At 59.9% G+C, this 19,517-nt stretch carries 21 protein-coding genes and 1 pseudogene; 10 read left to right on the top strand and 12 right to left on the bottom strand.

Annotated features, from left to right (window positions below; genetic code table 11):
• Window positions 1–7: 7 nt before the first annotated feature.
• From ACCC96_RS14660 to ACCC96_RS14650, 3 genes are all read right to left on the bottom strand, one after another.
• Window positions 8–949, bottom strand: a complete 942-nt coding sequence (locus ACCC96_RS14660; protein ID WP_019651157.1) for a MerR family transcriptional regulator — start codon at window positions 947–949, stop codon at window positions 8–10.
• Complete coding sequence (locus ACCC96_RS14655; protein ID WP_413696183.1) at window positions 949–1,911, bottom strand: YbgA family protein; 963 nt, start codon at window positions 1,909–1,911, stop codon at window positions 949–951. The genes ACCC96_RS14660 and ACCC96_RS14655 overlap by 1 nt, the downstream gene beginning before the upstream one ends.
• Before the next feature lie 154 nt (window positions 1,912–2,065).
• The gene (locus tag ACCC96_RS14650; RefSeq protein WP_019651159.1) at window positions 2,066–3,052 is read right to left on the bottom strand and encodes an NAD(P)/FAD-dependent oxidoreductase; all 987 of its coding nucleotides are present in this window, start codon (window positions 3,050–3,052) and stop codon (window positions 2,066–2,068) included.
• A 196-nt stretch (window positions 3,053–3,248) separates the two neighbouring features.
• Between ACCC96_RS14650 and ACCC96_RS14645 the strand changes: the two genes are divergently transcribed.
• Both ACCC96_RS14645 and hemH read left to right on the top strand, forming a co-directional pair.
• A complete protein-coding gene (locus tag ACCC96_RS14645) occupies window positions 3,249–4,151 on the top strand; it encodes a TIGR01777 family oxidoreductase (RefSeq protein WP_026346026.1) in 903 nt (300 codons plus the stop codon).
• A gap of 13 nt (window positions 4,152–4,164) precedes the next feature.
• Window positions 4,165–5,187 carry a ferrochelatase gene (hemH, locus tag ACCC96_RS14640; RefSeq protein ID WP_413696182.1) on the top strand — a complete coding sequence of 341 codons (1,023 nt, stop codon included), beginning with the start codon at window positions 4,165–4,167 and terminating at the stop codon, window positions 5,185–5,187.
• A gap of 177 nt (window positions 5,188–5,364) precedes the next feature.
• Here hemH and ACCC96_RS14635 read toward each other — a convergent pair whose 3' ends face one another.
• The gene (locus tag ACCC96_RS14635) at window positions 5,365–6,639 is read right to left on the bottom strand and encodes a uracil-xanthine permease family protein (protein ID WP_018929585.1); all 1,275 of its coding nucleotides are present in this window, start codon (window positions 6,637–6,639) and stop codon (window positions 5,365–5,367) included.
• Window positions 6,640–6,641: 2 nt separating this feature from the next.
• Complete coding sequence (gene upp, locus ACCC96_RS14630) at window positions 6,642–7,280, bottom strand: uracil phosphoribosyltransferase (RefSeq protein ID WP_007939777.1); 639 nt, start codon at window positions 7,278–7,280, stop codon at window positions 6,642–6,644.
• 176 nt (window positions 7,281–7,456) lie between these two features.
• On the opposite strand from upp, the gene ACCC96_RS14625 reads away from it, so the two are divergent.
• Window positions 7,457–8,014, top strand: coding sequence for a hypoxanthine-guanine phosphoribosyltransferase (locus ACCC96_RS14625; RefSeq protein WP_007939779.1), 558 nt, complete (start codon window positions 7,457–7,459; stop codon window positions 8,012–8,014).
• A 101-nt stretch (window positions 8,015–8,115) separates the two neighbouring features.
• Here the strand turns inward: ACCC96_RS14625 and dauA are convergent, their stop codons facing one another.
• Window positions 8,116–9,837, bottom strand: coding sequence for a C4-dicarboxylic acid transporter DauA (gene dauA / locus ACCC96_RS14620; RefSeq protein WP_018929586.1), 1,722 nt, complete (start codon window positions 9,835–9,837; stop codon window positions 8,116–8,118).
• 151 nt (window positions 9,838–9,988) lie between these two features.
• Here dauA and ACCC96_RS14615 point away from each other — a divergent pair, with 151 nt between their 5' ends.
• Both ACCC96_RS14615 and ACCC96_RS14610 read left to right on the top strand, forming a co-directional pair.
• Window positions 9,989–10,474 carry a hypothetical protein gene (locus tag ACCC96_RS14615; RefSeq protein WP_019582378.1) on the top strand — a complete coding sequence of 162 codons (486 nt, stop codon included), beginning with the start codon at window positions 9,989–9,991 and terminating at the stop codon, window positions 10,472–10,474.
• A gap of 63 nt (window positions 10,475–10,537) precedes the next feature.
• Window positions 10,538–10,825 carry a PA4642 family protein gene (locus ACCC96_RS14610; RefSeq protein ID WP_019651164.1) on the top strand — a complete coding sequence of 96 codons (288 nt, stop codon included), beginning with the start codon at window positions 10,538–10,540 and terminating at the stop codon, window positions 10,823–10,825.
• A 202-nt stretch (window positions 10,826–11,027) separates the two neighbouring features.
• Here ACCC96_RS14610 and mqo read toward each other — a convergent pair whose 3' ends face one another.
• Together mqo and ACCC96_RS14600 are read right to left on the bottom strand one after the other, a co-directional pair.
• The gene (gene mqo / locus ACCC96_RS14605; RefSeq protein WP_018929589.1) at window positions 11,028–12,536 is read right to left on the bottom strand and encodes a malate dehydrogenase (quinone); all 1,509 of its coding nucleotides are present in this window, start codon (window positions 12,534–12,536) and stop codon (window positions 11,028–11,030) included.
• Between the two features lie 741 nt (window positions 12,537–13,277).
• Entirely contained in the window at window positions 13,278–13,511 is a 234-nt protein-coding gene (locus ACCC96_RS14600) for a hypothetical protein (protein WP_019651165.1), read from the bottom strand.
• Between the two features lie 185 nt (window positions 13,512–13,696).
• Between ACCC96_RS14600 and ACCC96_RS14595 the strand changes: the two genes are divergently transcribed.
• Window positions 13,697–14,281, top strand: a complete 585-nt coding sequence (locus ACCC96_RS14595; protein ID WP_007939787.1) for a YajG family lipoprotein — start codon at window positions 13,697–13,699, stop codon at window positions 14,279–14,281.
• A gap of 79 nt (window positions 14,282–14,360) precedes the next feature.
• On the opposite strand, the gene ACCC96_RS14590 is transcribed toward ACCC96_RS14595, so the two are convergent.
• The gene (locus ACCC96_RS14590; protein WP_018929592.1) at window positions 14,361–14,567 is read right to left on the bottom strand and encodes a hypothetical protein; all 207 of its coding nucleotides are present in this window, start codon (window positions 14,565–14,567) and stop codon (window positions 14,361–14,363) included.
• A gap of 194 nt (window positions 14,568–14,761) precedes the next feature.
• Between ACCC96_RS14590 and ACCC96_RS14585 the strand changes: the two genes are divergently transcribed.
• Entirely contained in the window at window positions 14,762–15,040 is a 279-nt protein-coding gene (locus ACCC96_RS14585; protein WP_007939791.1) for a hypothetical protein, read from the top strand.
• 232 nt (window positions 15,041–15,272) lie between these two features.
• Here ACCC96_RS14585 and ACCC96_RS14580 read toward each other — a convergent pair whose 3' ends face one another.
• On the bottom strand, window positions 15,273–16,439 hold the full coding sequence (locus ACCC96_RS14580; RefSeq protein ID WP_413696181.1) for a 1-acyl-sn-glycerol-3-phosphate acyltransferase: 1,167 nt from the start codon (window positions 16,437–16,439) through the stop codon (window positions 15,273–15,275).
• 138 nt (window positions 16,440–16,577) lie between these two features.
• Here ACCC96_RS14580 and ACCC96_RS14575 point away from each other — a divergent pair, with 138 nt between their 5' ends.
• From ACCC96_RS14575 to ACCC96_RS14565, 3 genes are read left to right on the top strand one after another with little or no spacing between them, the layout of a single operon-like run.
• Window positions 16,578–16,760, top strand: coding sequence for a CPXCG motif-containing cysteine-rich protein (locus ACCC96_RS14575; protein ID WP_018929594.1), 183 nt, complete (start codon window positions 16,578–16,580; stop codon window positions 16,758–16,760).
• Between the two features lie 12 nt (window positions 16,761–16,772).
• On the top strand, window positions 16,773–17,033 hold the full coding sequence (locus tag ACCC96_RS14570; RefSeq protein WP_007939795.1) for a putative signal transducing protein: 261 nt from the start codon (window positions 16,773–16,775) through the stop codon (window positions 17,031–17,033).
• 35 nt (window positions 17,034–17,068) lie between these two features.
• Window positions 17,069–17,692 (top strand): SOS response-associated peptidase, encoded by a 624-nt coding sequence (locus tag ACCC96_RS14565; protein WP_413696180.1) that lies wholly within the window; start codon window positions 17,069–17,071, stop codon window positions 17,690–17,692.
• A 31-nt stretch (window positions 17,693–17,723) separates the two neighbouring features.
• Here the strand turns inward: ACCC96_RS14565 and ACCC96_RS14560 are convergent, their stop codons facing one another.
• Window positions 17,724–18,467 carry a methyl-accepting chemotaxis protein gene (locus ACCC96_RS14560; protein ID WP_413696193.1) on the bottom strand — a complete coding sequence of 248 codons (744 nt, stop codon included), beginning with the start codon at window positions 18,465–18,467 and terminating at the stop codon, window positions 17,724–17,726.
• A 111-nt stretch (window positions 18,468–18,578) separates the two neighbouring features.
• Window positions 18,579–18,776 (bottom strand): annotated as a pseudogene (locus ACCC96_RS14555) (HAMP domain-containing protein); the annotation flags it as partial.
• Window positions 18,777–19,517 lie beyond the last annotated feature (741 nt).

Genomic DNA, 19,517 nt, shown 5'->3' with positions numbered 1-19,517 from the left:
AACGCCATTAAATGAGCCCGCGCTGAATCAGGTCCAGATGGGCCGATAACGGGCTGTCGGCCAGGATCAAATCAGCAATGGCGGTGTTTTTTGCGGACAAATCGGCGTGGTGGATGCATACCGTTGGTCCGGCGATCATTTTTGGGCAACTGACGCCATTCAAAAGTTTCGACAATTTTGCAAGATTCATGGCTTTGCTGGAATACAGCAGTACACCGCGGGCTTGCAGGTGATCGACCGCCAGCGTCAGTTCGCCGGCCGGGAGTGGCCAGTCGAAAACTTCCACCGGGCAATCGGTGCTGCTGATCAGCCAGGCGGTGAGCCAGAGATGAGGTTCCAGAGGCAGGTCCGAGTGATTGATCAGCAGCAGCGGCGCGGTACGTAACTGGCGGTTGTTGTGGTAAATCCTCGCGCCGAATTTGCTGCGCAACCAGGAATAGACAAACACCCGCTCCATCTGCGCGCCGAACTGGCCTTGCCAGCGTTGTTCCAGTTCCGCCAGCAACGGCATCAACAGGTGTTCACACAAGGTGCGTGGCGGATACAGCGCCATCGCCTGGTTCACGGTGTCATCGAGGGTGCGTTCGGCCAGTTGGGTAACGGCTTGTAGCAGTGTCTGGCGCAACGCCAGCCAATCGTTTCCGACGGGCTCGGCAAGTACCTGAGGCGTGTCGAGCAGTTGCTTGACCTGACCGACCGCCACGCCGCGATTGAGCCAGGTGAGGATCGTCAGGATGCGTTGAACGTGTTCGGCACAGAACAGCCGATGCCCCTTGGGAGTACGCTGAGGCACGATCAGCCCATAGCGCCGTTCCCAGGCGCGCAAGGTGACGGCGTTGACTCCGGTCTGCCGGGCCACTTCACGGATGGGCAGCCAGCCTGCGTCCAGGGCCTTTTTGAAGTCGGTGCCGAGGTCTTCGCTGGCGCTGGTGTCCGGTGGGGTTTTCATTAGATTGCGTTTCGCAGGCTGAGGTTTTCCGGGTGCGGTTGCAGGTAAACCTGTTGCGCAATGTATGAATCCGGGTGCTGGCGAAAGTAGTGTTTGAGCAACGTCAGCGGTACCACCAGCGGCACGATGCCGTGACGATACTGGCTGATCACATGCTGCACTTCCTGTTTGTCTTCAGTGCTGATGGCCTGTTTGAGATAGCCGCTGAGGTGTTGCAGGACGTTGGTGTGGGTGCGGCGCGTGGCGCATTTTTTCAAGGCCGCCATCAGTTCGCTGAAATAGCGCGGGCCGATGACTTCAGGAGCGGTCCGGCCCATGTTGCCGAGCAGGTTTCCCAGGGTTTTGTATTGCACCGGGTTGTGGGCCATTAACAGGTATTTGTAGCGCGAGTGAAAATCCGTGAGGCCGCGCCGGGTCAGGCCGGTTTGCAGCAACTGCTGCCAGGCGCTGTAGGCGAATACGCGGGTAAGGAAGTTTTCCCGCAGCACCGGATCGTTGAGCCGGCCTTCTTCCGCCACCGGCAAATCGGGATGCAGCGCGCAGAAGGTCCGGGCGTAAATGCCACGGCTACCGCCGTCCACCGGCGCGCCGTTGGCGTGGTAGACCTTGACCCGCTCCAGACCGCACGAAGGGGATTTCTGCATGAAGATATAGCCGCAGATGTCGCCCAGTTCCAAAGCCATTTTCCGAGCATATTCGGCCAGCGGCCGGGTGACGTTGTTTTCAGGATTGACCGTGCCGACCGCCTGCGGATGTTCAGGGTTGCCGACCAGTCGGATCGGTTCGCGAGGGATACCCAGGCCGATGGCAACTTCCGGGCACACCGGGACGAAATCGAAATAATCGGAAAGGATGCTGCTGCACAGCCGTGACGTCTTGTGCCCGCCGTTATAGCGCACCTCGGCCCCCATCAGGCAGGCGCTGATGGCGATTTTGGGTGGGGTCGCTGATTGTGCAGGCATCGGAGCACCTCGAATCCAGACCTGTACGGATTACTTAATCTGTACAACATCTGCTCAGCATAGATTCAAAGGTGTACAAGTCAATTTTTTTGTATAGGTTTTTTCAGGGCTGCTGTCCGTGTCGACAGCAGCAATGTGCTCGAATCGAGGCGGTTCACTGCAGGTGTTCGTGCAGACGGCGGGCCGCTTCCTGGCCACTGAGCCAGGCGCCTTCGACACGGCCGGACAGGCACCAGTCGCCGCATACATACAAGCCCAGATCAGCATCAGCCAGGGCACCCCACTCATGGCTGCTGGCCGGACGAGCGTAAAGCCAGCGGTGAGCGAGGCTGAAAGTCGGTGCAGGCATGGCGTCGTGCAGCAGTTCGGCAAAGGCACCATGCAATTGCTCGATCACCGCTTCCTTGGACAGATCGATATGTTGCCGGCTCCAGGCGCTGGTGGCGTGCAGCACCCACGTGTCGAGGGTGTTGTCGCGTCCCGGTTTGCTACGATTGCGCGCCAGCCAGTCGAGGGGGCTGTCCTGCACGAAGCAGCCTTCGATCGGGGTATCCAGTGGCGTGTCGAAAGCCAGGGCGACCGCCCAGGTCGGCTCCATTTTTACCCCGGCGGCGGCCCCGGCGAGTTTCGGCGCGGCGGGCAGCAGCGCGGTTGCCTGAGGGGCTGGCGTGGCAATCACCACATGACTGAACGGCCCGTGGGTGAAGCCTTCGGCGTCTTGCAGATGCCAGTGCTCTTCACCGCGATAGACCTCGGTGATCCGGCAGCTGAACTGCACTTCCAGGTCACCGAGCAGCGCACGGGTGATGGCGCTCATGCGCGGCGTGCCGACCCAGCGTGTCTGTTCGTCCGGCGAGGGGCTGAGTTGGCCGCCGTGGTAGGTATAGAGCTGCGGTGTCCACACGGCGACCCAGCCGTTGGCTTGCCAGCGCTGGACTTCGGTAACGAAACGACGGTCGCGGGCAGTGAAATATTGCGCGCCCATGTCCAGAGCACCCGCATCGCTGCGCTTGCTCGACATGCGTCCGCCACTGCCGCGGCTTTTATCGAACAGTTGAACGACATGCCCGGCCTCCGTAAGGGCCTGGGCGGCTGAGAGTCCGGCGATGCCGGTGCCGATGATTGCGATAGGTACAGTCATAGGGGCCTCGTTTGCCTTTCTGTACAGACTACGCCGTGGTTCAAACCTGTACAATATTGTTTTTTGGTATAACTTTTAGCGTTCTCGTTCTGAGAGCTTGGCCTATTGTTAAACACAGAACCTGCCCGATACCAAAGATCCCTGCTTATAAAAATAGACTAGTGATCCGGGTAAAACGCCACGCGAGGAAGATGTCATGCACATATTGCTGACCGGCGGTACTGGTTTGATAGGACGTCAGCTCTGCCGACACTGGTTGAGTCAGGGACATCACCTCACGGTCTGGAGTCGCACGCCCGCTAAAGTCGCCAAAATCTGCGGCACTCAGGTACGGGGAATCGCACGGCTTGAGGATTTTGGGCCAGAACCGGTGGATGCAATTGTCAACCTTGCGGGGGCGCCGATCGCCGATCGGCTCTGGACCCACAAACGCAAAGCGCTGTTGTGGAGCAGCCGGATCACCCTGACTGAGACCCTGTTGGCCTGGCTCGAAAGTCGGGAGCAGAAACCGCAGGTGCTGATCTCCGGCTCAGCGATCGGTTGGTACGGCGACGGCGGCGAGCGGGAGTTGACCGAGCAATCGCCACCGGTCATCGATGATTTCGCCAGCCAGTTGTGCATCGCCTGGGAAGAAACCGCGCAACGTGCCGAGGCCTTGGGCATTCGCGTGGTGCTCATCCGTACCGGGTTGGTGTTGTCCGCCGAGGGCGGCTTTTTGTCGCGGCTGTTATTGCCGTTCAAGCTGGGGCTGGGCGGGCCGATCGGCAGTGGTCGGCAGTGGATGTCGTGGATTCATATCGAAGATCAAATCGCCCTGATTGATTTTCTTCTGCATCGCAATGGGGCCAGCGGTCCCTATAATGCCTGCGCGCCCAAACCGGTGCGCAATCGCGAATTCGCCAAAACGTTGGGTGACGTGTTGCATCGTCCCGCGTTCATGCCGATGCCGACTCTCGTCTTGAAGGTCGGCCTGGGCGAGTTGTCATTGTTGTTGCTGGGGGGGCAGAAGGCGATGCCGGCTCGCTTGCTGGAAGCGGGTTTCACTTTCCGGTTCACTGATTTGCGCGCGGCATTGGACGATCTGTCCGGCCGCCTCTGAAATAGGACGTTGCATGACCGATCACGCGTTGCTTCTGGTCAACCTGGGTTCACCTGCCTCCACCTCGGTGGCGGATGTGCGCAGTTACCTCAATCAATTTCTGATGGACCCGTACGTGATCGACCTGCCTTGGCCGGTGCGGCGTTTGCTGGTGTCGTTGATTCTGATCAAGCGCCCGGAACAATCGGCTCACGCTTACGCGTCGATCTGGTGGGAGGAGGGCTCGCCACTGGTGGTGCTCAGCCGTCGCCTGCAGCAGGCCATGACCCGGCAGTGGACTCACGGGCCTGTTGAGCTGGCGATGCGGTACGGCGAGCCGTCCATTGAGTCCGCGCTGCTGCGGCTGGCTGCCCAGGGGCATAAGAAAGTGACCCTGGCACCGCTCTATCCGCAATTCGCCGACAGCACCGTGACCACGGTGATCGAAGAAGCCAAGCGCGTGGTGCGCGACAAAAAGCTCGACATGCAGTTCTCGGTTCTTCAGCCGTTCTACGATCAACCGGAATACCTCGATGCGTTGGTGGCCAGTGTCAGGCCTTATCTGCAACAGGATTTCGATCATCTGCTGCTGAGCTTCCACGGTTTGCCGGAGCGTCACCTGAAAAAGCTCAATCCGGGGCACAGCTTCGAGGGTGGCGGCGATTGCTGCGCCGGTGCGCCACCGGAAGTAGTCGCGACCTGTTACCGCGGTCAGTGCCTGCGCACGGCCGCAGAGTTTGCCAAACGTGTGGGCCTACCGGACGGCAAGTGGTCGGTATCGTTTCAGTCGCGTCTGGGCCGGGCCAAGTGGATAGAACCCTATACTGAAGCTCGCCTCGACGAGTTGGCCAAAAACGGCGTGAAGAAAGTCCTGGTGATGTGCCCGGCGTTCGTTGCCGATTGCATCGAGACGCTGGAGGAGATCGGTGATCGCGGGAAGGAGCAATTCCGCGAGGCGGGAGGGGAGGAGTTGGTGCTGGTGCCTTGCCTCAACGATGAGCCACAGTGGGCGCGGGCGCTGAGCGCCTTGTGCGAAAGGGCGCCATTGGTTTTGTAGGAACATCCATTGAAGTGAAGGCGGGCTGGTTGTGGCGAGGGAGCTTGCGCCCGCCGGGTCGCGAAGCGGCCCCAAAATCTTTGCAGTCAATGAAGATTTTGTGAGTGCTGCGCACTGGTGCGCCAGCCCGGTCAAGCGGGAGCAAGCTCCCTCGCCACAGGGGATTGAGTCGCCTGCTTACAACAGCGGCTCATCCGCCTTCTTGTGCTTCCAGCTGTCATTGCCCGGCAGCAACAGGTTCAGTGCAATCGCCACCACCGCGCACAGCGCGATGCCTTTGAGGCCGAAATCGTTCTGGCCGGTACCGGTGCCGACCAGCATGCCGCCAATCCCGAACACCAGCGTCACCGAGACAATCACCAGGTTGCGCGCTTCGCCCAGGTCGATCTTGTGGCGGATCATGGTGTTCATCCCCACCGCGGCAATCGAACCGAACAACAGGCAGAGAATCCCGCCCATCACCGGCACCGGGATGCTTTGCAGCAGCGCGCCGAACTTGCCGATGAACGCCAGGCTGATGGCGAAGATCGCCGCCCAGGTCATGATTTTCGGGTTGTAGTTCTTGGTCAGCATCACCGCGCCAGTCACTTCGGCGTAAGTGGTATTGGGTGGGCCGCCGAACAGACCGGCCGCGGTGGTGGCGATGCCGTCACCGAGCAGGGTGCGGTGCAGGCCGGGCTTTTTCAGGTAGTCGCGACCGGTCACGCTACCCACGGCAATCACGCCACCGATGTGCTCGATGGCCGGGGCCAGGGCCACCGGAACGATGAACAGAATCGCCTGCCAGTTGAATTCCGGCGCGGTGAAATGTGGAATCGCGAACCACGGTGCCACGGCAATCTTCGCGGTGTCGACCACGCCGAAATAAAACGCCATGGCAAAACCCACCAGCACACCGGAGATAATCGGCACCAGGCGGAAAATACCTCTGCCGAACACCGCGACGATCAGGGTGGTCAACAGCGCGGGCATCGAAATCATCATCGCCGTCTGGTAATGAATCAGCTCAGTGCCGTCGCCCGCCTTGCCCATCGCCATGTTGGCGGCAATCGGCGCCATGGCCAGGCCGATGGAGATGATCACCGGGCCAATCACCACCGGAGGCAGCAAACGGTCGATAAACCCGGTGCCTTTGATCTTCACCGCGAGGCCGAGGAAGGTGTAGACGAACCCGGCCGCCATCACACCGCCCATGGTCGCCGCCAGGCCAAACTGGCCCTTGGCGAGAATGATCGGGGTGATGAAAGCGAAGCTCGACGCCAGGAACACCGGCACCTGACGCCCGGTGACGATCTGGAACAGGATCGTCCCTAAACCTGCGGTGAACAGCGCCACGTTCGGGTCGAGGCCGGTAATCAGCGGCATCAACACCAGGGCGCCGAAGGCCACGAACAGCATCTGCGCGCCGGACAATACCGTGCGCCAGAGCGGATCGTTGAACTCTTGCTGCATGGTCACGCGTCCTTCTGCTTGGTGCCGAAGATCTTGTCACCGGCATCGCCCAAGCCTGGGATGATGTAACCGTGTTCGTTCAGTTTCTGGTCAATGGAAGCGGTGTAGATGGTCACGTCCGGGTGAGCCTTCTCCACAGCGGCGATACCTTCGGGAGCTGCCACCAGGACCATCGCGCGGATGTCCTTGCAGCCGGCCTTCTTCAGCAAATCGATGGTGGCGACCATCGAGCCGCCGGTGGCGAGCATCGGGTCGATGATCATCGCAAGGCGCTCGTCGATTTCCGGCACCAGTTTTTCCAGGTAGGTGTGGGCTTCGAGGGTTTCCTCGTTACGGGCCACGCCCACGGCGCTGACTTTGGCGCCCGGGATCAGGCTCAGCACGCCTTCGAGCATGCCGATACCGGCACGCAGGATCGGCACCACGGTAATTTTCTTGCCGGCGATTTTCTCCACCGACACCGTGCCGCACCAGCCTTCGATGTCGTAGCTTTCCAGCGGCAGGTCTTTGGTGGCTTCATAGGTCAGCAGGGCGCCGACTTCCTGAGCGAGCTCACGGAAATTCTTCGTGCTGATGTCGGCGCGGCGCATAAGGCCAAGTTTATGACGGATCAGCGGATGGCGGATCTCACGGATGGGCATGGGGGAAGGCTCCGGCGGCGGGCAAAAAAACCGGCCTAGATTAATCTATCCGAGGGTGTTGTCCTATAGACATACAGTACGTTAGTCCACAAACGCTTGATCTGGCCGTGCGGGATGCGTACCTTTGCCCGCTTTTCCGAATCCGTCCCTCCCCCTCAAACCCCTTGGAGAGCGCCATGTCCGCTGATCTCGAGCATATCCGTCAAATCATGCGAGAGGCTGACTGCCTGTACACCGAAGCTGAAGTCGAGGCGGCCATCGCCCGCGTCGGTGCACATATCAACGAACAACTGGCTGAAAGCAATCCGGTGGTGTTCTGTGTGATGAACGGCGGCCTGATTTTCGCCGGCAAGCTGCTTACCCATCTGCAATTCCCGCTGGAAGCGTCGTACCTGCACGCCACCCGCTATCGCAACGAAACCAGCGGCGGCGAGCTGTTCTGGAAAGCCAAGCCGGAAGTTTCGTTCATCGACCGTGACGTGCTGATCATCGACGACATCCTCGATGAAGGTCACACCCTGGGCGCGATCATCGATTTCTGCAAACACGCCGGTGCCCGCAAAGTGCACACCGCCGTGCTGATCGACAAGGACCACGACCGCAAGGCTCGCCCGGACCTGAAGGCCGATTTCGTCGGCCTGCCGTGCATTGACCGTTACATCTTCGGTTATGGCATGGACTACAAAGGCTACTGGCGTAACGCGAACGGGATTTTTGCCGTTAAAGGCCTGTAAGCAGGGTGACTGTCTGGGGGCGGTTTTAGCCGCCAGGCACGTTGATGCTTGAAGGCAGGTCTCCCACCTGAATGCGTGCGCAATTCGCTTGAACTGCGTGCTCAGTCCTGCCCGACGAGCCAGCGTTCGCTTTTGCGTCGAGCCTGTTCCAGGTTGTTCACGTAAGCCAACTGACGCTGTTCCCGATGGATGCCCGCGCGCCTGAGTTTCAGGCGCACGCGCGCAGCCGTCCCGACCAGAATCAGGCCGATGCCGTCGGTGCGGTAATCCCTGAGGATATTGTCGAAGGCTGCCAACGCCGTCATGTCCAGCATGGACACGGCACTCATCTCGACAATCACCACTTTGACCTCCGGGCTGAATTTGCGGAGCACGCCCAGGGCTTTTTCCGCCGCACCGAAAAACAACGGCCCGCGTATCGCATAGCAACGAACATGCTCCGGCAAATCCTGTAAGGCTTGATGGAACTCTCGAGGCAGTTCGGCGGTGTCCGTGAGGTCGCTCATGCGCTTGACGAACAACCCGGCGGCCAGCAACAGCCCAACGGCAACGGCCAGCACCATGTCGAACAGCACTGTCAGGCTCAGGCAGGTCAGCAAGACCAGCACATCGCTGCGTGGTGCAATGCGCAAGGTGTGCACGACATGCCGGGCCTCGCTCATGTTCCACGCCACCATCACAAGCAATGCCGCCAGCGCGGCCATTGGCAAGTAGCTGAACAGCGGGGCGAGGACGAGTATCGCCAGCAGCACCACCGCGCTGTGGATAATTGCCGCCAATGGCGAAAACGCCCCGCTGCGTACGTTGGTGGCGCTGCGGGCAATCGCCGCGGTGGCGGTAATACCGCCGAACAACGGTGCGACCAGGTTACCAATGCCCTGACCCAGGAGTTCGGCGTTGGGGTCATGTTTGCTGCCCGTCATGCCATCGGCCACCACCGCGCACAACAGCGATTCGATGGCACCAAGCATGGCAATGGCGAACGCTGGCGCCATTAATTGGCGGATCAGGTCATAAGACAAATGCAGCGGCTGACCATTGGGCCCCGGCAAATTCCACGGCCAGTCGAAGCTCGGCAGAAACGGCGGAATGCCGGGGTGGCTGACGCCGTCGACGATATAGCTGAAGCGCTCGCCCAGCGTCGCAATCGGTAACCCGCCGCTTTCCAGCGCCAGCCCCAACATTGCGCCGACGGCCAGCGCCACCAGATGCCCCGGAACCCTTGGCACAAACCGCGGCCAGACGATCAGAACCGCCAGGCACATGACACCGATGATCCCGTCCCCCAGACGGGCGCTGGGCAATGCCTGGAGCAGCGCACCTAATTGCTCGATGTAATGTTCGGCATGCCCGGTGGTACTCAGGCCCAGCAAATCCTTTAGTTGGAGTGTGGCGATGACAATGCCGATCCCGGCGGTAAAGCCCAGGGTCACCGGATAAGGAATGTACTGAATCAGCCGCCCGGCCCGAATCAGCCCCAAGGCAATCAGGATTGCCCCTGCGAGCATGGTGCAAAGCAGCAGGCCACCCAGGCCATATTGTTGGGTGATCGGCAGCAGTATCACCACGAACGCGGCTGTCGGCCCGCTGACATTGAAACGCGAGCCTCCCGTCAGGGCGATCAGCGGGGCCGCGATCAGCACCGTATACAAACCTTGCTGGGGCGCTACTCCCACCGCAATCGCCAGGGCCATGGCCAGGGGAATGGCGATAATCCCTACCGTCACCCCGGCACTGATGTCGCCGCGCAATCGTCTGAGGCTATAACCTGCACGCAGGGTTTGACGCCAGGCGGCGAATAACGGGGGGATGGAGAATGGCATAGGAACTCCACAGTAGACGGCACGCCGTCGAGATAGGGCTGAAGGCTCTTTCAGTATGCCCAGCGTTGTCTTTGAGAGTATTGATCTGGATCGGTTATTCGCCCGATTGATCATCATGCTAGAGTGCTCGGCCTCGTCCCTGGAGCCTGTCATGAGTCTTTTGATCCGTAGCTGCGCCGCCCTGATGTTGGTCTTCAGCCTACCCCTGGCCGCTGCCCCGGCACCGATGCATGTGCAGTTTTTGCCCCCGGACGACTTGACTCTGCGTGAAGCGGAACCCGAGCAGCAACAACTGTTGCAGGTCACCGAGTATTCGGTGGTCCTCGGCAGCCAGCGTCAGTCCAACCAACAACCGATCCCGGTCACCTCACCGTTGCTGATCCGCCTCAAGGGCAAACCCTTGAACAAGGGTGCGACCATCAGCCAGGTGCTGGTCAACTTCGATGGCGAAAGCAAAAGCCTGAAAAAGCCGATCTACGACAACAAAAGCAAAACGCTAACGCTCTATTACCCGTTGGCCCAGTACCGGGTGGTGATCGACTTGTTGCGCAACGAAACGGTGTATTGCCAGTTTCTGAGTTACGCCAATGGCCATATCTGGGCCGATCTGCACACCGGCAGCGTTCGTCCGCGTTGAGCCCGGCATCAAGGCAGGGGTAAACTGCCCGCCCTGTGAAATGTCTGCGAGCTGGAGTCGGCAATGCGTAAAGATAAGAAGCAAGTGATTGGTGACGAGATCGGCGATGCGCAGATCAAACTGTTCCTCGATTTCGAGCCGGTCGACGCCACTTCACCGTCGTTGCACAAACTGATCAAGGCGTACCGCGGCCTGCGCATCGATGACTTCGAGCGTTTTCTGACGTTCTTTGTCGAAGCCGGCTACGATCTGGACGGCAAGGATGAGCACGGCAATAACTTCGTGGCCCTGATCCAGGATCAGCGCAACGCGGCCGAGTACATCGAGCTGATCGAAAAAGCTCGCGGTTAAGATCAGGCACACCGGCATCTGTGGCGAGGGAGCTTGCTCCCGCTTGAGTGCGCAGCACTCACGAAATCTCCGGAGTTCCCAGAGTTTTGGGGCCGCTTCGCAGCCCAGCGGGAGCAAGCTCCCTCGCCACAGAGATTGTTTCACCGCACACAAAAAAACGCCCCGCCCTCAATGAGGACGGGGCGTTTTTTATGCGGCTGAATCAAGCGTAGCTTTGGGTTTCGCTGCTTGCTTCAACCAGTTCCAGTGCGACGTTGTTCTGCGCATTGATCTTGCGATACAGCGCAGCGTCGGTTTCCAGGACTTTCTCCCGAGCCGGGAAGATTTCCGCCAATTTGGCAGCCCACTCGCCCTTGGCCTTGTTCGGGAAGCACTTCTCGATCAACTCCAGCATGATCGACACGGTCACCGAGGCGCCTGGCGAGGCGCCGAGCAGAGCGGCAAGGGAACCGTCCTTGGCCGCGACCAGTTCGGTACCGAACTGCAGAACGCCGCCTTTCTTCGGGTCTTTCTTGATGATCTGCACCCGTTGGCCGGCCACTTCCAGGCGCCAGTCTTCGGCTTTCGCTTCAGGGTAGAAGCGACGCAGGGATTCCAGGCGCTGCTCCATCGACTGCATCACTTCGCTGACCAGATACTTGGTCAGGTCCATGTTGTTTTTGGCCACGGCCAGCATTGGACCGATGTTGCCGGCGCGGACCGACATCGGCAGGTCCATGAACGAACCGTGCTTGAGGAACTTGGTGGTGAAACCGGCATAAGGTCCGAACAGCAGGGACTTTTTGCCATCGACCACACGGGTGTCCAGGTGCGGCACGGACATTGGTGGCGAACCGACCGCGGCCTGGCTGTAGACCTTGGCCTGGTGGTGCTTGACCACTTCCGGGTTGTCGCAACGCAGCCACTGGCCGCTGATCGGGAAGCCGCCGAAGCCTTTGCTTTCTTCGATGCCCGACGCTTGCAGCAGCGGCAGTGCCGCGCCGCCGGCGCCAAGGAAGACGAATTTGGCGTCGACTTCGCGGGTATTGCCGCTGTTGACGTCCTTGATGCTGACGGTCCAGCCGCCGTTGTTACGCTTCAGGCCGGTGACGCGCTTGCAGTACTTGACCTGGGCATCGGGCGCGCTGGTCAGGTGCTTGAGCAGTTGGTTGGTCAGGGCGCCGAAGTTGACGTCGGTGCCGTTCATCACGCGGGTGGCGGCGAGGACCTCGTCAGCCGGACGGCCCGGCATCATCAGCGGCATCCACTCGGCCATCTTGGCTTTGTCTTCGGTGTATTCCATGTCCGAGAAGGCATGGTGCTTGCTCAGGGTCTTGAAGCGTTCCTTGAGGAAGGACACGCCATTCTCACCCTGCACGAAGCTCAGGTGCGGCACCGGGCTGATGAACGATTTGCACGAACCGAAGGTGCCTTTCTTGGTCAGGTAGGACCAGAACTGCTTCGACACCTCGAACTGGGTGTTGATGTGCACGGCTTTCTTGATGTCGACGGTGCCGTCAGCGGCCTGCGGCGTGTAGTTCAGCTCACACAGCCCGGCGTGACCGGTACCGGCGTTGTTCCACGGATTGGAACTCTCCGCGGCACCGGAATCCATCAGCTCGACGACTTCCAGCTTGATCGCGGGGTCGAGCTCTTTAAGCAGTACCGCAAGGGTGGCACTCATGATGCCGGCCCCAACCAGTACTACGTCGACTGCTTCGTTATGCGCCATTTAACGCGTCTCCAAAATCTGCAGCACCAAATTGTCGGCATAGCTGCCAGGAGTGACGGGGCGTGTCAGTGATGCCCCAGGTACCCATGGCCAGGATCGCCATGTCCGAATCTTCGCAATTTTTCGCAACTTCGACGGATGCATGCGGCCTGGCTTCAAGAGTCACATGAACTCATTTCGGCGCGCGGCTGGCAATTCGACTTATGGTCGAGACATCCGTTTGTGCAACCAAATCCGTAGCGGACAGGCTTCAGGCTCCGGTGTTCGAGGAGTACTCGGTCCTGTGTCGTTGGGCTGTTGTAGACGCTAATGGTGCATGTTCAGACGCAAAACTATTCATTTGCTCGCCACACTCTTGTGAAGTTGTGAAAACCCGTTTTTTTCACGCTCTTTTGAAGACGTGAACCTCAAAAAAGGGCTGTCCCAGCCTGGCACCGCGCCCGGATGGATTGCCGCCATGGGGTGCATGGGCGGCAAAAACGGGCAAACAGCTCAGTGACCGAGCGTTATGACAGCTCTGCAGATTCGCGAAAAGTGGGGGTTTTGCTTGAGAAACAGCAAGCGCGCCAGCTTCACTCGATCTGTGTGGGCGGCTCTCTGTGGGCGGTTCGGGGTGTCAATACCGAGGCATTGAACGATGCTGCGAGGCCCGATCAGGAGACGTCCTTATAATCGGGGGGAGATTGTAACGAAGAAACGCAGGGAAATGGTCGTGTTTAATGACTTTTATTAGGCGTCCGGTCAGGTGGTCAGCAGTTGCTGCGCACGTGCACGTGGTTGGTGCTGGCTGACAAGGGCGCTGGCGGGCAGGGGATGGTGCAGCCAGTTGAGGCGAATTTCTTCGATTTCGACCCAGCCATCGCCCATAGGCTGGAGGCTGCACTGCTTGAAGGCCTGGCAGTGGCCATTGCGGTCGAGCAGGGCGAAGCTGCGGTGCAGCGGGCGTGGCGCGAACAGCGAGATGAGAAAACGCATGGCAACGTACCTACTGGGATGACTGCCATAAAGGTTGCCAGCGGGCGGTGACAAAGGTGTGACAGGAACCGCGCTGCGCCGGGTTTGTCAGAGATTTCAGTAATCGTTGCGCGAAGCTAGTTCGCCGCAGTGGCGCACCGCTATACTGCGGGCATTGTTAGTTGCCTGATTCTGGAGAGAAGAGCATGTTGCAACGCCTGTTGTTCGGTTTGATCACTGTGACCAGTTTGACCCTCGTCGGCTGCGCCCACAGCCCGCAACAACTGAACCCGGAACCCAAGCTGACGGCTCAGCTGGCGCCGATCGGCCACGGTCAGCCGGTGGTGGTGCGTGTGGTGGATGGTCGTCCATCGCCAACCCTGGGGACCCGTGGCGGTCTGTACCCGGAGACCAGTGCGATCACGGTGCAGGGCGCGCAGATTCTGCCGAAGCTGCAGGCTCAGGCTGAAGCAGCCGTGCGGTTGCTGGGCTTCACGCCGACGGCCAATGCGCTGAATGCGCCGCAATTGACGGTGACCCTGGCCGAGCTGAAGTATCAGTCGCCCAAAGAAGGTTTGTATGTGACTGAAGCAACAATTGGCGCGACGTTCCGTTCCGATGTGCAGAATGCCAACCGTCGTTACAGCGGTCGCTACGGCGCGTCGCTGGATCAGCGTTTTGGCATGGCGCCGAATCAGGAAACCAATACCAAGCTGGTCAGTGATGTGTTGAGCGATGCGTTGACCCGCTTGTTCAAGGATCCGACGATTGGTCAGGTGCTTGGCGAGTAACGGTTTGCAGCTAGTCTAAAGAACCCGGTGTCAGTGATGGCGCCGGGTTTTTTTGTGCCTGCCGTTCCAGCAAGGGAAATCAAGCCGCTTGCGAATAGAAGTCCAGAACACTCACCCCGGTCAGCAAATCCGTCTCCGGCAAATCCGCATGTTGATGCCCGCCCAACGCGCAATACACCAGCCAATGCCGGTCCTGTACATTGAAGGCGAGGCTGCCGACTAAGGTTTGTTGTTCGTCGCTTTGGGCAATGAGGTAAAGACGATCCTGGTTTTCGGCGTGGAGCATGACGCGGTCCGTGTCGGTTTCGAGGGGCGACAGACTGGCGGATTCAGATGACAGCGCCGTGACACAGGACAGCTATCGGTCAAATGGTTTCGTTATTTGTCGGAAAGCCGGGGCAGGCCGGAGCGCTTTCGGTAGAATTCGCGCCGCGGTCGTCGGTTGGGCGTCTGCCACACTGGTTCTGCCTGAGGTTTGTGATGTCGCTGCAATTGATTTCGCTCTTTACCGCTCATCCCGCCAAACTGATCAACCTGCTGGCCTTGCTGTTCGCCTGCCCGGGCGGCTGGTTGCTGCACGCCACCCGTCGTCGTGAACAGCGCGCGATGGCCAGTATCGAAGCCCAGCGCCAGAGCCGACCCAGCGAAGAGCCGACGCTCGATTGGGCGACCTTGCGCATGAACCGGTTTTTCTATCGCTTCGGTTTTGCCTGCCTTGGGATGGCGCTGCTGGTGTCGTGGGTCAGTACTCGGGTCTGAAGTCCTGACACAAGACCCTGTGGCGAGGGAGCTTGCTCCCGCTCGGCTGCGCAGCAGTCGTAAAGCCTATGCTCGCAGTGTGTCTGATACAGTGGGGATGGCTGCATTTGGGGCCGCTTCGCAGCCCAGCGGGAGCAAGCTCCCTCGCCACAGTTACAGTGACTGACTGACCTGCTGCATCAAGACAAAAAAACGGCGCCCGAAGGCGCCGTTGTCGTATCCAGCCATTACCCTAAAGAGGTAACCCGGCCTTGACCCGATACTGATTACGCACCGGCATCGCATATTGCAGCACCAGGAACGGGCGATGTTCCTCAGGGCAAGCTTCCAGCCGACGCTGCCATTCTTCCTGAGCCTTGGCCAGTTCATCTGCCGCAAACAGCTCGGCCGCTTTCGGCGCCTGCAATTGCGGGTCGGCGTCTTTCCACTGCGCATACGCCAGGTAATGCACCGGGAATAACCGGTAACCGCCCAGAATCTGCCTGTCCATTTCGATCGCCAATTGCTTGGTGTCTTCGAACAGTTCGGTGATCGGCGCGGCGAAGTTCACGTGGACCCGGCCTTTGTAACCGGTGATGCCCTTGGCGATGCTCACGTCATCCTCGCCCGGCGCCTTGGTGTAGGTGCCGGTAGTGGCGCGAATGTACAGCTCGCGGGCCTTGGCCTGGTCGCAGGGGTCGTATTCGTAGCTGATCGACACCGGGGTGAGATTCAGCGAGCGGATGACTTCGCCGAACGGCTCGTCCTTGCGGCTCATGTGGAACATCTTGAGGATCGCCGACTCGGTGCGGTCGTCGCCGTCCTTGGCCCGGCCTTCAGCCTGAGCAATCCAGATCGAGGCGCAATCGTTGCGGATCGAGTGATTGATGTAGGCCGACAACAATTGATACGCCGCCATTTTCTCGCGTCGACCGGTGATCGAACGGTGCACGATGAAGCTCTTGTTCAGGCGCATCAGGTCGCTGACAAAAGGCTTCTGCAGCAGGTTATCGCCAATGGCGATGCGTGGGGTCGGCAGGCCGGCGTGGTACACGGCGTAGTTGACGAAGGCCGGGTCCATCACGATATCGCGGTGGTTGGCGATGAACAGGTAGGCGCTGCCGGACTTGAATTGCTCCACGCCGGTGTAGGTCACCCCGTCCGTGGCGCGCTCGATGGTGTGGTCGACGTAAAACTCGACTTTGTCCTGCAACGTGGCCACCGACGTGACGCCGGCGAACTCACGGCGCAGCCGATGCGCTATAAGAGGTTTGAGCATCCAGCCGAAGGCACCGGCAAAGCGCGGGAAGCGGAAGTGGGTGAGGATATCTAGAAACGCCTTGTCGCCGAGCAGCCGTGCCAGCACCGCTGGGACTTCGCTGTCGTCGTAAGGTCGGATGGCATCGAATTCGCCCATCATGCTCTCTTGTTAGAAACGGCTAGGGTAAGTAAAGGTATTGATCGAAAACCAACGGGGCACGGTCTGAAAGGTAGTCAGACAAAAATAGCCCTGCAAATAGACCGGCGATTATACGCACAAGTCACCTGGGAGACCGCGATGCTGGAAACTGCGCAGTATGAATGTCCGTATTGCGGTGAAGAAGTCGAGGCTGTTCTGGATTTGTCTGGCGGTGATCAGACCTATATCGAGGATTGTCCGGTGTGTTGTCGTCCCATTACCTTTGTCTTGCAGGTTCACGGCGAGGAATGGCACCTCGACGTCTACAGCGAAAACGAATGAAGGGGGTCACCCATGCAGCGTATCTATGAGCCGGAAAATCTGATGGAAGGCGAATTGCTGCTAAGCATGCTGGCCAGTGAAGGCATCGAGGCGCATCTGGTGGGCCGGGATTTGATCGGCGGTACCGGGGAATTGCCGATATTCGGCCTGCTGGGTGTATCGGTTGATAACGACCAGGCGCAATACGCGCGGGAACTGATCGCCGCGTACAATGCCGCGCTGCCGCTGTCCGGCGATGAACCGGACAGCTTTCCCGGCACGCTGGTCTGTTAGGCTGACGTTCGTTTGATCAAGAGTCGTATTGCCCCATGTGTGGACGTTATGCCCTGTTTCGCTGGAACCCCGCCTTCGCAGCCCTGCCCGGATTTCCCGCCGATCAGCAGGCCCAGTGGAATATTTCTCCCAACGATTCGGTGTTGATGCTGCGTGCCGGTGCAGACGGGCAGCGTGAGTTGGCCCGCGCCCGTTGGGGCCTGACGCCGCCGTGGCTGACCGACCTGTCCCGCACCCCGGCCCATGCCCGTGCCGAAACCGTTGCCGAACAGCCGATGTTTCGCGAAGCCTTGCGCCTGCGCCGTTGTCTGCTGCCGGCCAATGGTTTTTACGAGTGGCGCGGCACTACGCGCAAACGTCCGTACTGGCTGACGCCGGGGGAGGGCTCGACGCTGTACTTCGCGGCGATCTGGGAGGCGTATCCAGTACAAGAGCAGGTATGGCTGAGTACGGCGGTGATTACCCAACCTGCTTCGAGTCAGCGTCGGCCGTTGATTCTCGATGCGGCGGGGCAGGAAGCCTGGCTCAACCCCCAAACCCCGCTGCATGCCTTGCAGGCGCTGCTGGCCAGCGAACCCGCGGCGCTGCGCGAGCGGGTGCTGGCGAACATGGTGAATGATCCGAAACTCAATGGGCCGGAGTGTTTGACCCCGGGTTAAATGGGCGTTTGCGCGGACCTTCCGGCGATAGTTAAACCTTGAACTGATTGATCAACCGCCGCTGCTGTTCCGCCAACTTGGTCAAATCCGCACTCGCTGCGCTCGATTCATCCGCGCCACCAGCCACTTCATTGGCTACTTGCCCGATGTTGATCACGTTGCGGTTGATGTCGTCGGCCACCGCGCTCTGTTCCTCGGCGGCGCTGGCGATCTGGGTGTTCATGTCGTTGATCACCGACACTGCTTGGGTAATGGTTTCCAGCGCTTCGGCCGCTTTCGCCGCGTGCTGCACGCTTTCGTCGGTACGGCTCTGACTGTCTTCCATGACCCGCACCACATCGCGGGTGCCTTGTTGCAATTGCTGGATCATGGTCTGGATTTCTTCCGTGGCCTTCTGGGTTTTCTGCGCCAGGTTGCGCACTTCATCGGCCACCACCGCAAAACCCCGACCCTGTTCACCGGCGCGCGCCGCTTCGATGGCCGCATTCAAGGCCAGCAGGTTGGTCTGCTCGGCGATGCCGCGAATGGCGGTCAGGATCGCGTTGATGTTTTCGCTGTCCTTGGCCAGGGTCTGCACCACGCCGACGGCTTTGCCGATTTCGATGGCCAGCACACCAATCGAATTCGACGTATCCCGGACGATTTGCATGCCTTGCGCCGCCGCCTGATCCGCATGGCTGGCAGCTTGCGCGGCCTGGGTGGCGTTGCGCGCCACGTCCTGGGCGGTGGCGGTCATTTCGTGTACGGCGGTGGCGACCTGATCGATCTCGGCCATTTGTTTGTGCACGCCGATGTTGGTGCGAATGGCGATGTCGGCGGTATGTTCCGACGAGTCGCTGACGCTCTGCACCGATGTCACCACTTGAGTAATCATCGCCTGCAACTTGGCCAGGAAGGTGTTGAAGCCCTTGGCGATCGAGCCCAGTTCGTCGCTGCGGTCGCTGGTCAGGCGGCGGGTCAGGTCGCCTTCGCCCTGGGCGATGTCATCGAGCATGGTCACCATCTGCTTCAGCGGCCGGGCAATGCCGTGGCCCACCAGCCAGATCACCAACAAACCAATGCCGGCGATCAGCAGGCCGACCATGGCCATGCCAAAGGTGTCGGACTTGCGCTGTGCGTCCAGGTCACCCTGAAGTTTTTGCAGGTCGGCCATCACCGCGTTCAGCGGCAGTTGCAGCATCAAGGTCCAGCGGGCGTCGGTCTGGCCAATGCCGAACGGCAGGTACAACTCGATCCGGCCCTGGGCCTTGTCGACGGTGTAGGTGACTTCGCCGCGCTTGAGATTGGCCATGTTGGCAATCTGTTTGCTGTCGAGGATGTCGCTGACTTTTTCGCCGAATTTGCTCGGGTCTTTGGTGTAGGCGACGATCCGGCCATTACCGCCGATCAGGGCCATTTCCCCGGCGCCGCTGTACAGTTTCTGATTCGCCCCCAGGAGCATTTCCTGGATGAAGTTCACTGACAGGTCGGCGCCGACGATGCCCTGGAAGGCGCCGTTGAGCATGATCGGTTCAATGAAGGAAGCGAGCATGACGATTTTGTCGCCGACCTTGTAGGGTGCCGGATCGATCACGCAGGCTTTTTTGGTTTCCTTGGAGCACAGGTAGTACTCGCTGGCGCGCACACCGGTGGACAGGGTTTTCTGGTCGTCGACGTCCACCAGTTTGTCCAGGCCCAGGCTGCCGTCTTCGTTACGGAACCACCATGGCAGGAAGCGCCCGTTGCTGGCGTCGATGCCGACCACTTTGGTGTCGACGTAGGCCGCATCGTTGTGGTCGAGGGCGTTTTTTTCCCACCCAATGTAGGTGCCGAGAATTTTCGGGTT

Origin of the sequence: Pseudomonas sp. Pseusp11, assembly GCF_047304405.1 — a bacterium.
GTDB lineage: Bacteria > Pseudomonadota > Gammaproteobacteria > Pseudomonadales > Pseudomonadaceae > Aquipseudomonas.
This window is presented reverse-complemented; position numbering and strand designations above follow the sequence as displayed.

Coding starts and splice junctions, on each gene's coding strand:
- ACCC96_RS14660 (WP_019651157.1), bottom strand. CDS start 949: ATGAAAACCCCACCGGACACCAGCGCCAGCGAAGACCTCGGCACCGAC.
- ACCC96_RS14655 (WP_413696183.1), bottom strand. CDS start 1,911: ATGCCTGCACAATCAGCGACCCCACCCAAAATCGCCATCAGCGCCTGC.
- ACCC96_RS14650 (WP_019651159.1), bottom strand. CDS start 3,052: ATGACTGTACCTATCGCAATCATCGGCACCGGCATCGCCGGACTCTCA.
- ACCC96_RS14645 (WP_026346026.1), top strand. CDS start 3,249: ATGCACATATTGCTGACCGGCGGTACTGGTTTGATAGGACGTCAGCTC.
- hemH (WP_413696182.1), top strand. CDS start 4,165: ATGACCGATCACGCGTTGCTTCTGGTCAACCTGGGTTCACCTGCCTCC.
- ACCC96_RS14635 (WP_018929585.1), bottom strand. CDS start 6,639: ATGCAGCAAGAGTTCAACGATCCGCTCTGGCGCACGGTATTGTCCGGC.
- upp (WP_007939777.1), bottom strand. CDS start 7,280: ATGCCCATCCGTGAGATCCGCCATCCGCTGATCCGTCATAAACTTGGC.
- ACCC96_RS14625 (WP_007939779.1), top strand. CDS start 7,457: ATGTCCGCTGATCTCGAGCATATCCGTCAAATCATGCGAGAGGCTGAC.
- dauA (WP_018929586.1), bottom strand. CDS start 9,837: ATGCCATTCTCCATCCCCCCGTTATTCGCCGCCTGGCGTCAAACCCTG.
- ACCC96_RS14615 (WP_019582378.1), top strand. CDS start 9,989: ATGAGTCTTTTGATCCGTAGCTGCGCCGCCCTGATGTTGGTCTTCAGC.
- ACCC96_RS14610 (WP_019651164.1), top strand. CDS start 10,538: ATGCGTAAAGATAAGAAGCAAGTGATTGGTGACGAGATCGGCGATGCG.
- mqo (WP_018929589.1), bottom strand. CDS start 12,536: ATGGCGCATAACGAAGCAGTCGACGTAGTACTGGTTGGGGCCGGCATC.
- ACCC96_RS14600 (WP_019651165.1), bottom strand. CDS start 13,511: ATGCGTTTTCTCATCTCGCTGTTCGCGCCACGCCCGCTGCACCGCAGC.
- ACCC96_RS14595 (WP_007939787.1), top strand. CDS start 13,697: ATGTTGCAACGCCTGTTGTTCGGTTTGATCACTGTGACCAGTTTGACC.
- ACCC96_RS14590 (WP_018929592.1), bottom strand. CDS start 14,567: ATGCTCCACGCCGAAAACCAGGATCGTCTTTACCTCATTGCCCAAAGC.
- ACCC96_RS14585 (WP_007939791.1), top strand. CDS start 14,762: ATGTCGCTGCAATTGATTTCGCTCTTTACCGCTCATCCCGCCAAACTG.
- ACCC96_RS14580 (WP_413696181.1), bottom strand. CDS start 16,439: ATGATGGGCGAATTCGATGCCATCCGACCTTACGACGACAGCGAAGTC.
- ACCC96_RS14575 (WP_018929594.1), top strand. CDS start 16,578: ATGCTGGAAACTGCGCAGTATGAATGTCCGTATTGCGGTGAAGAAGTC.
- ACCC96_RS14570 (WP_007939795.1), top strand. CDS start 16,773: ATGCAGCGTATCTATGAGCCGGAAAATCTGATGGAAGGCGAATTGCTG.
- ACCC96_RS14565 (WP_413696180.1), top strand. CDS start 17,069: ATGTGTGGACGTTATGCCCTGTTTCGCTGGAACCCCGCCTTCGCAGCC.
- ACCC96_RS14560 (WP_413696193.1), bottom strand. CDS start 18,467: ATGGCCGAGATCGATCAGGTCGCCACCGCCGTACACGAAATGACCGCC.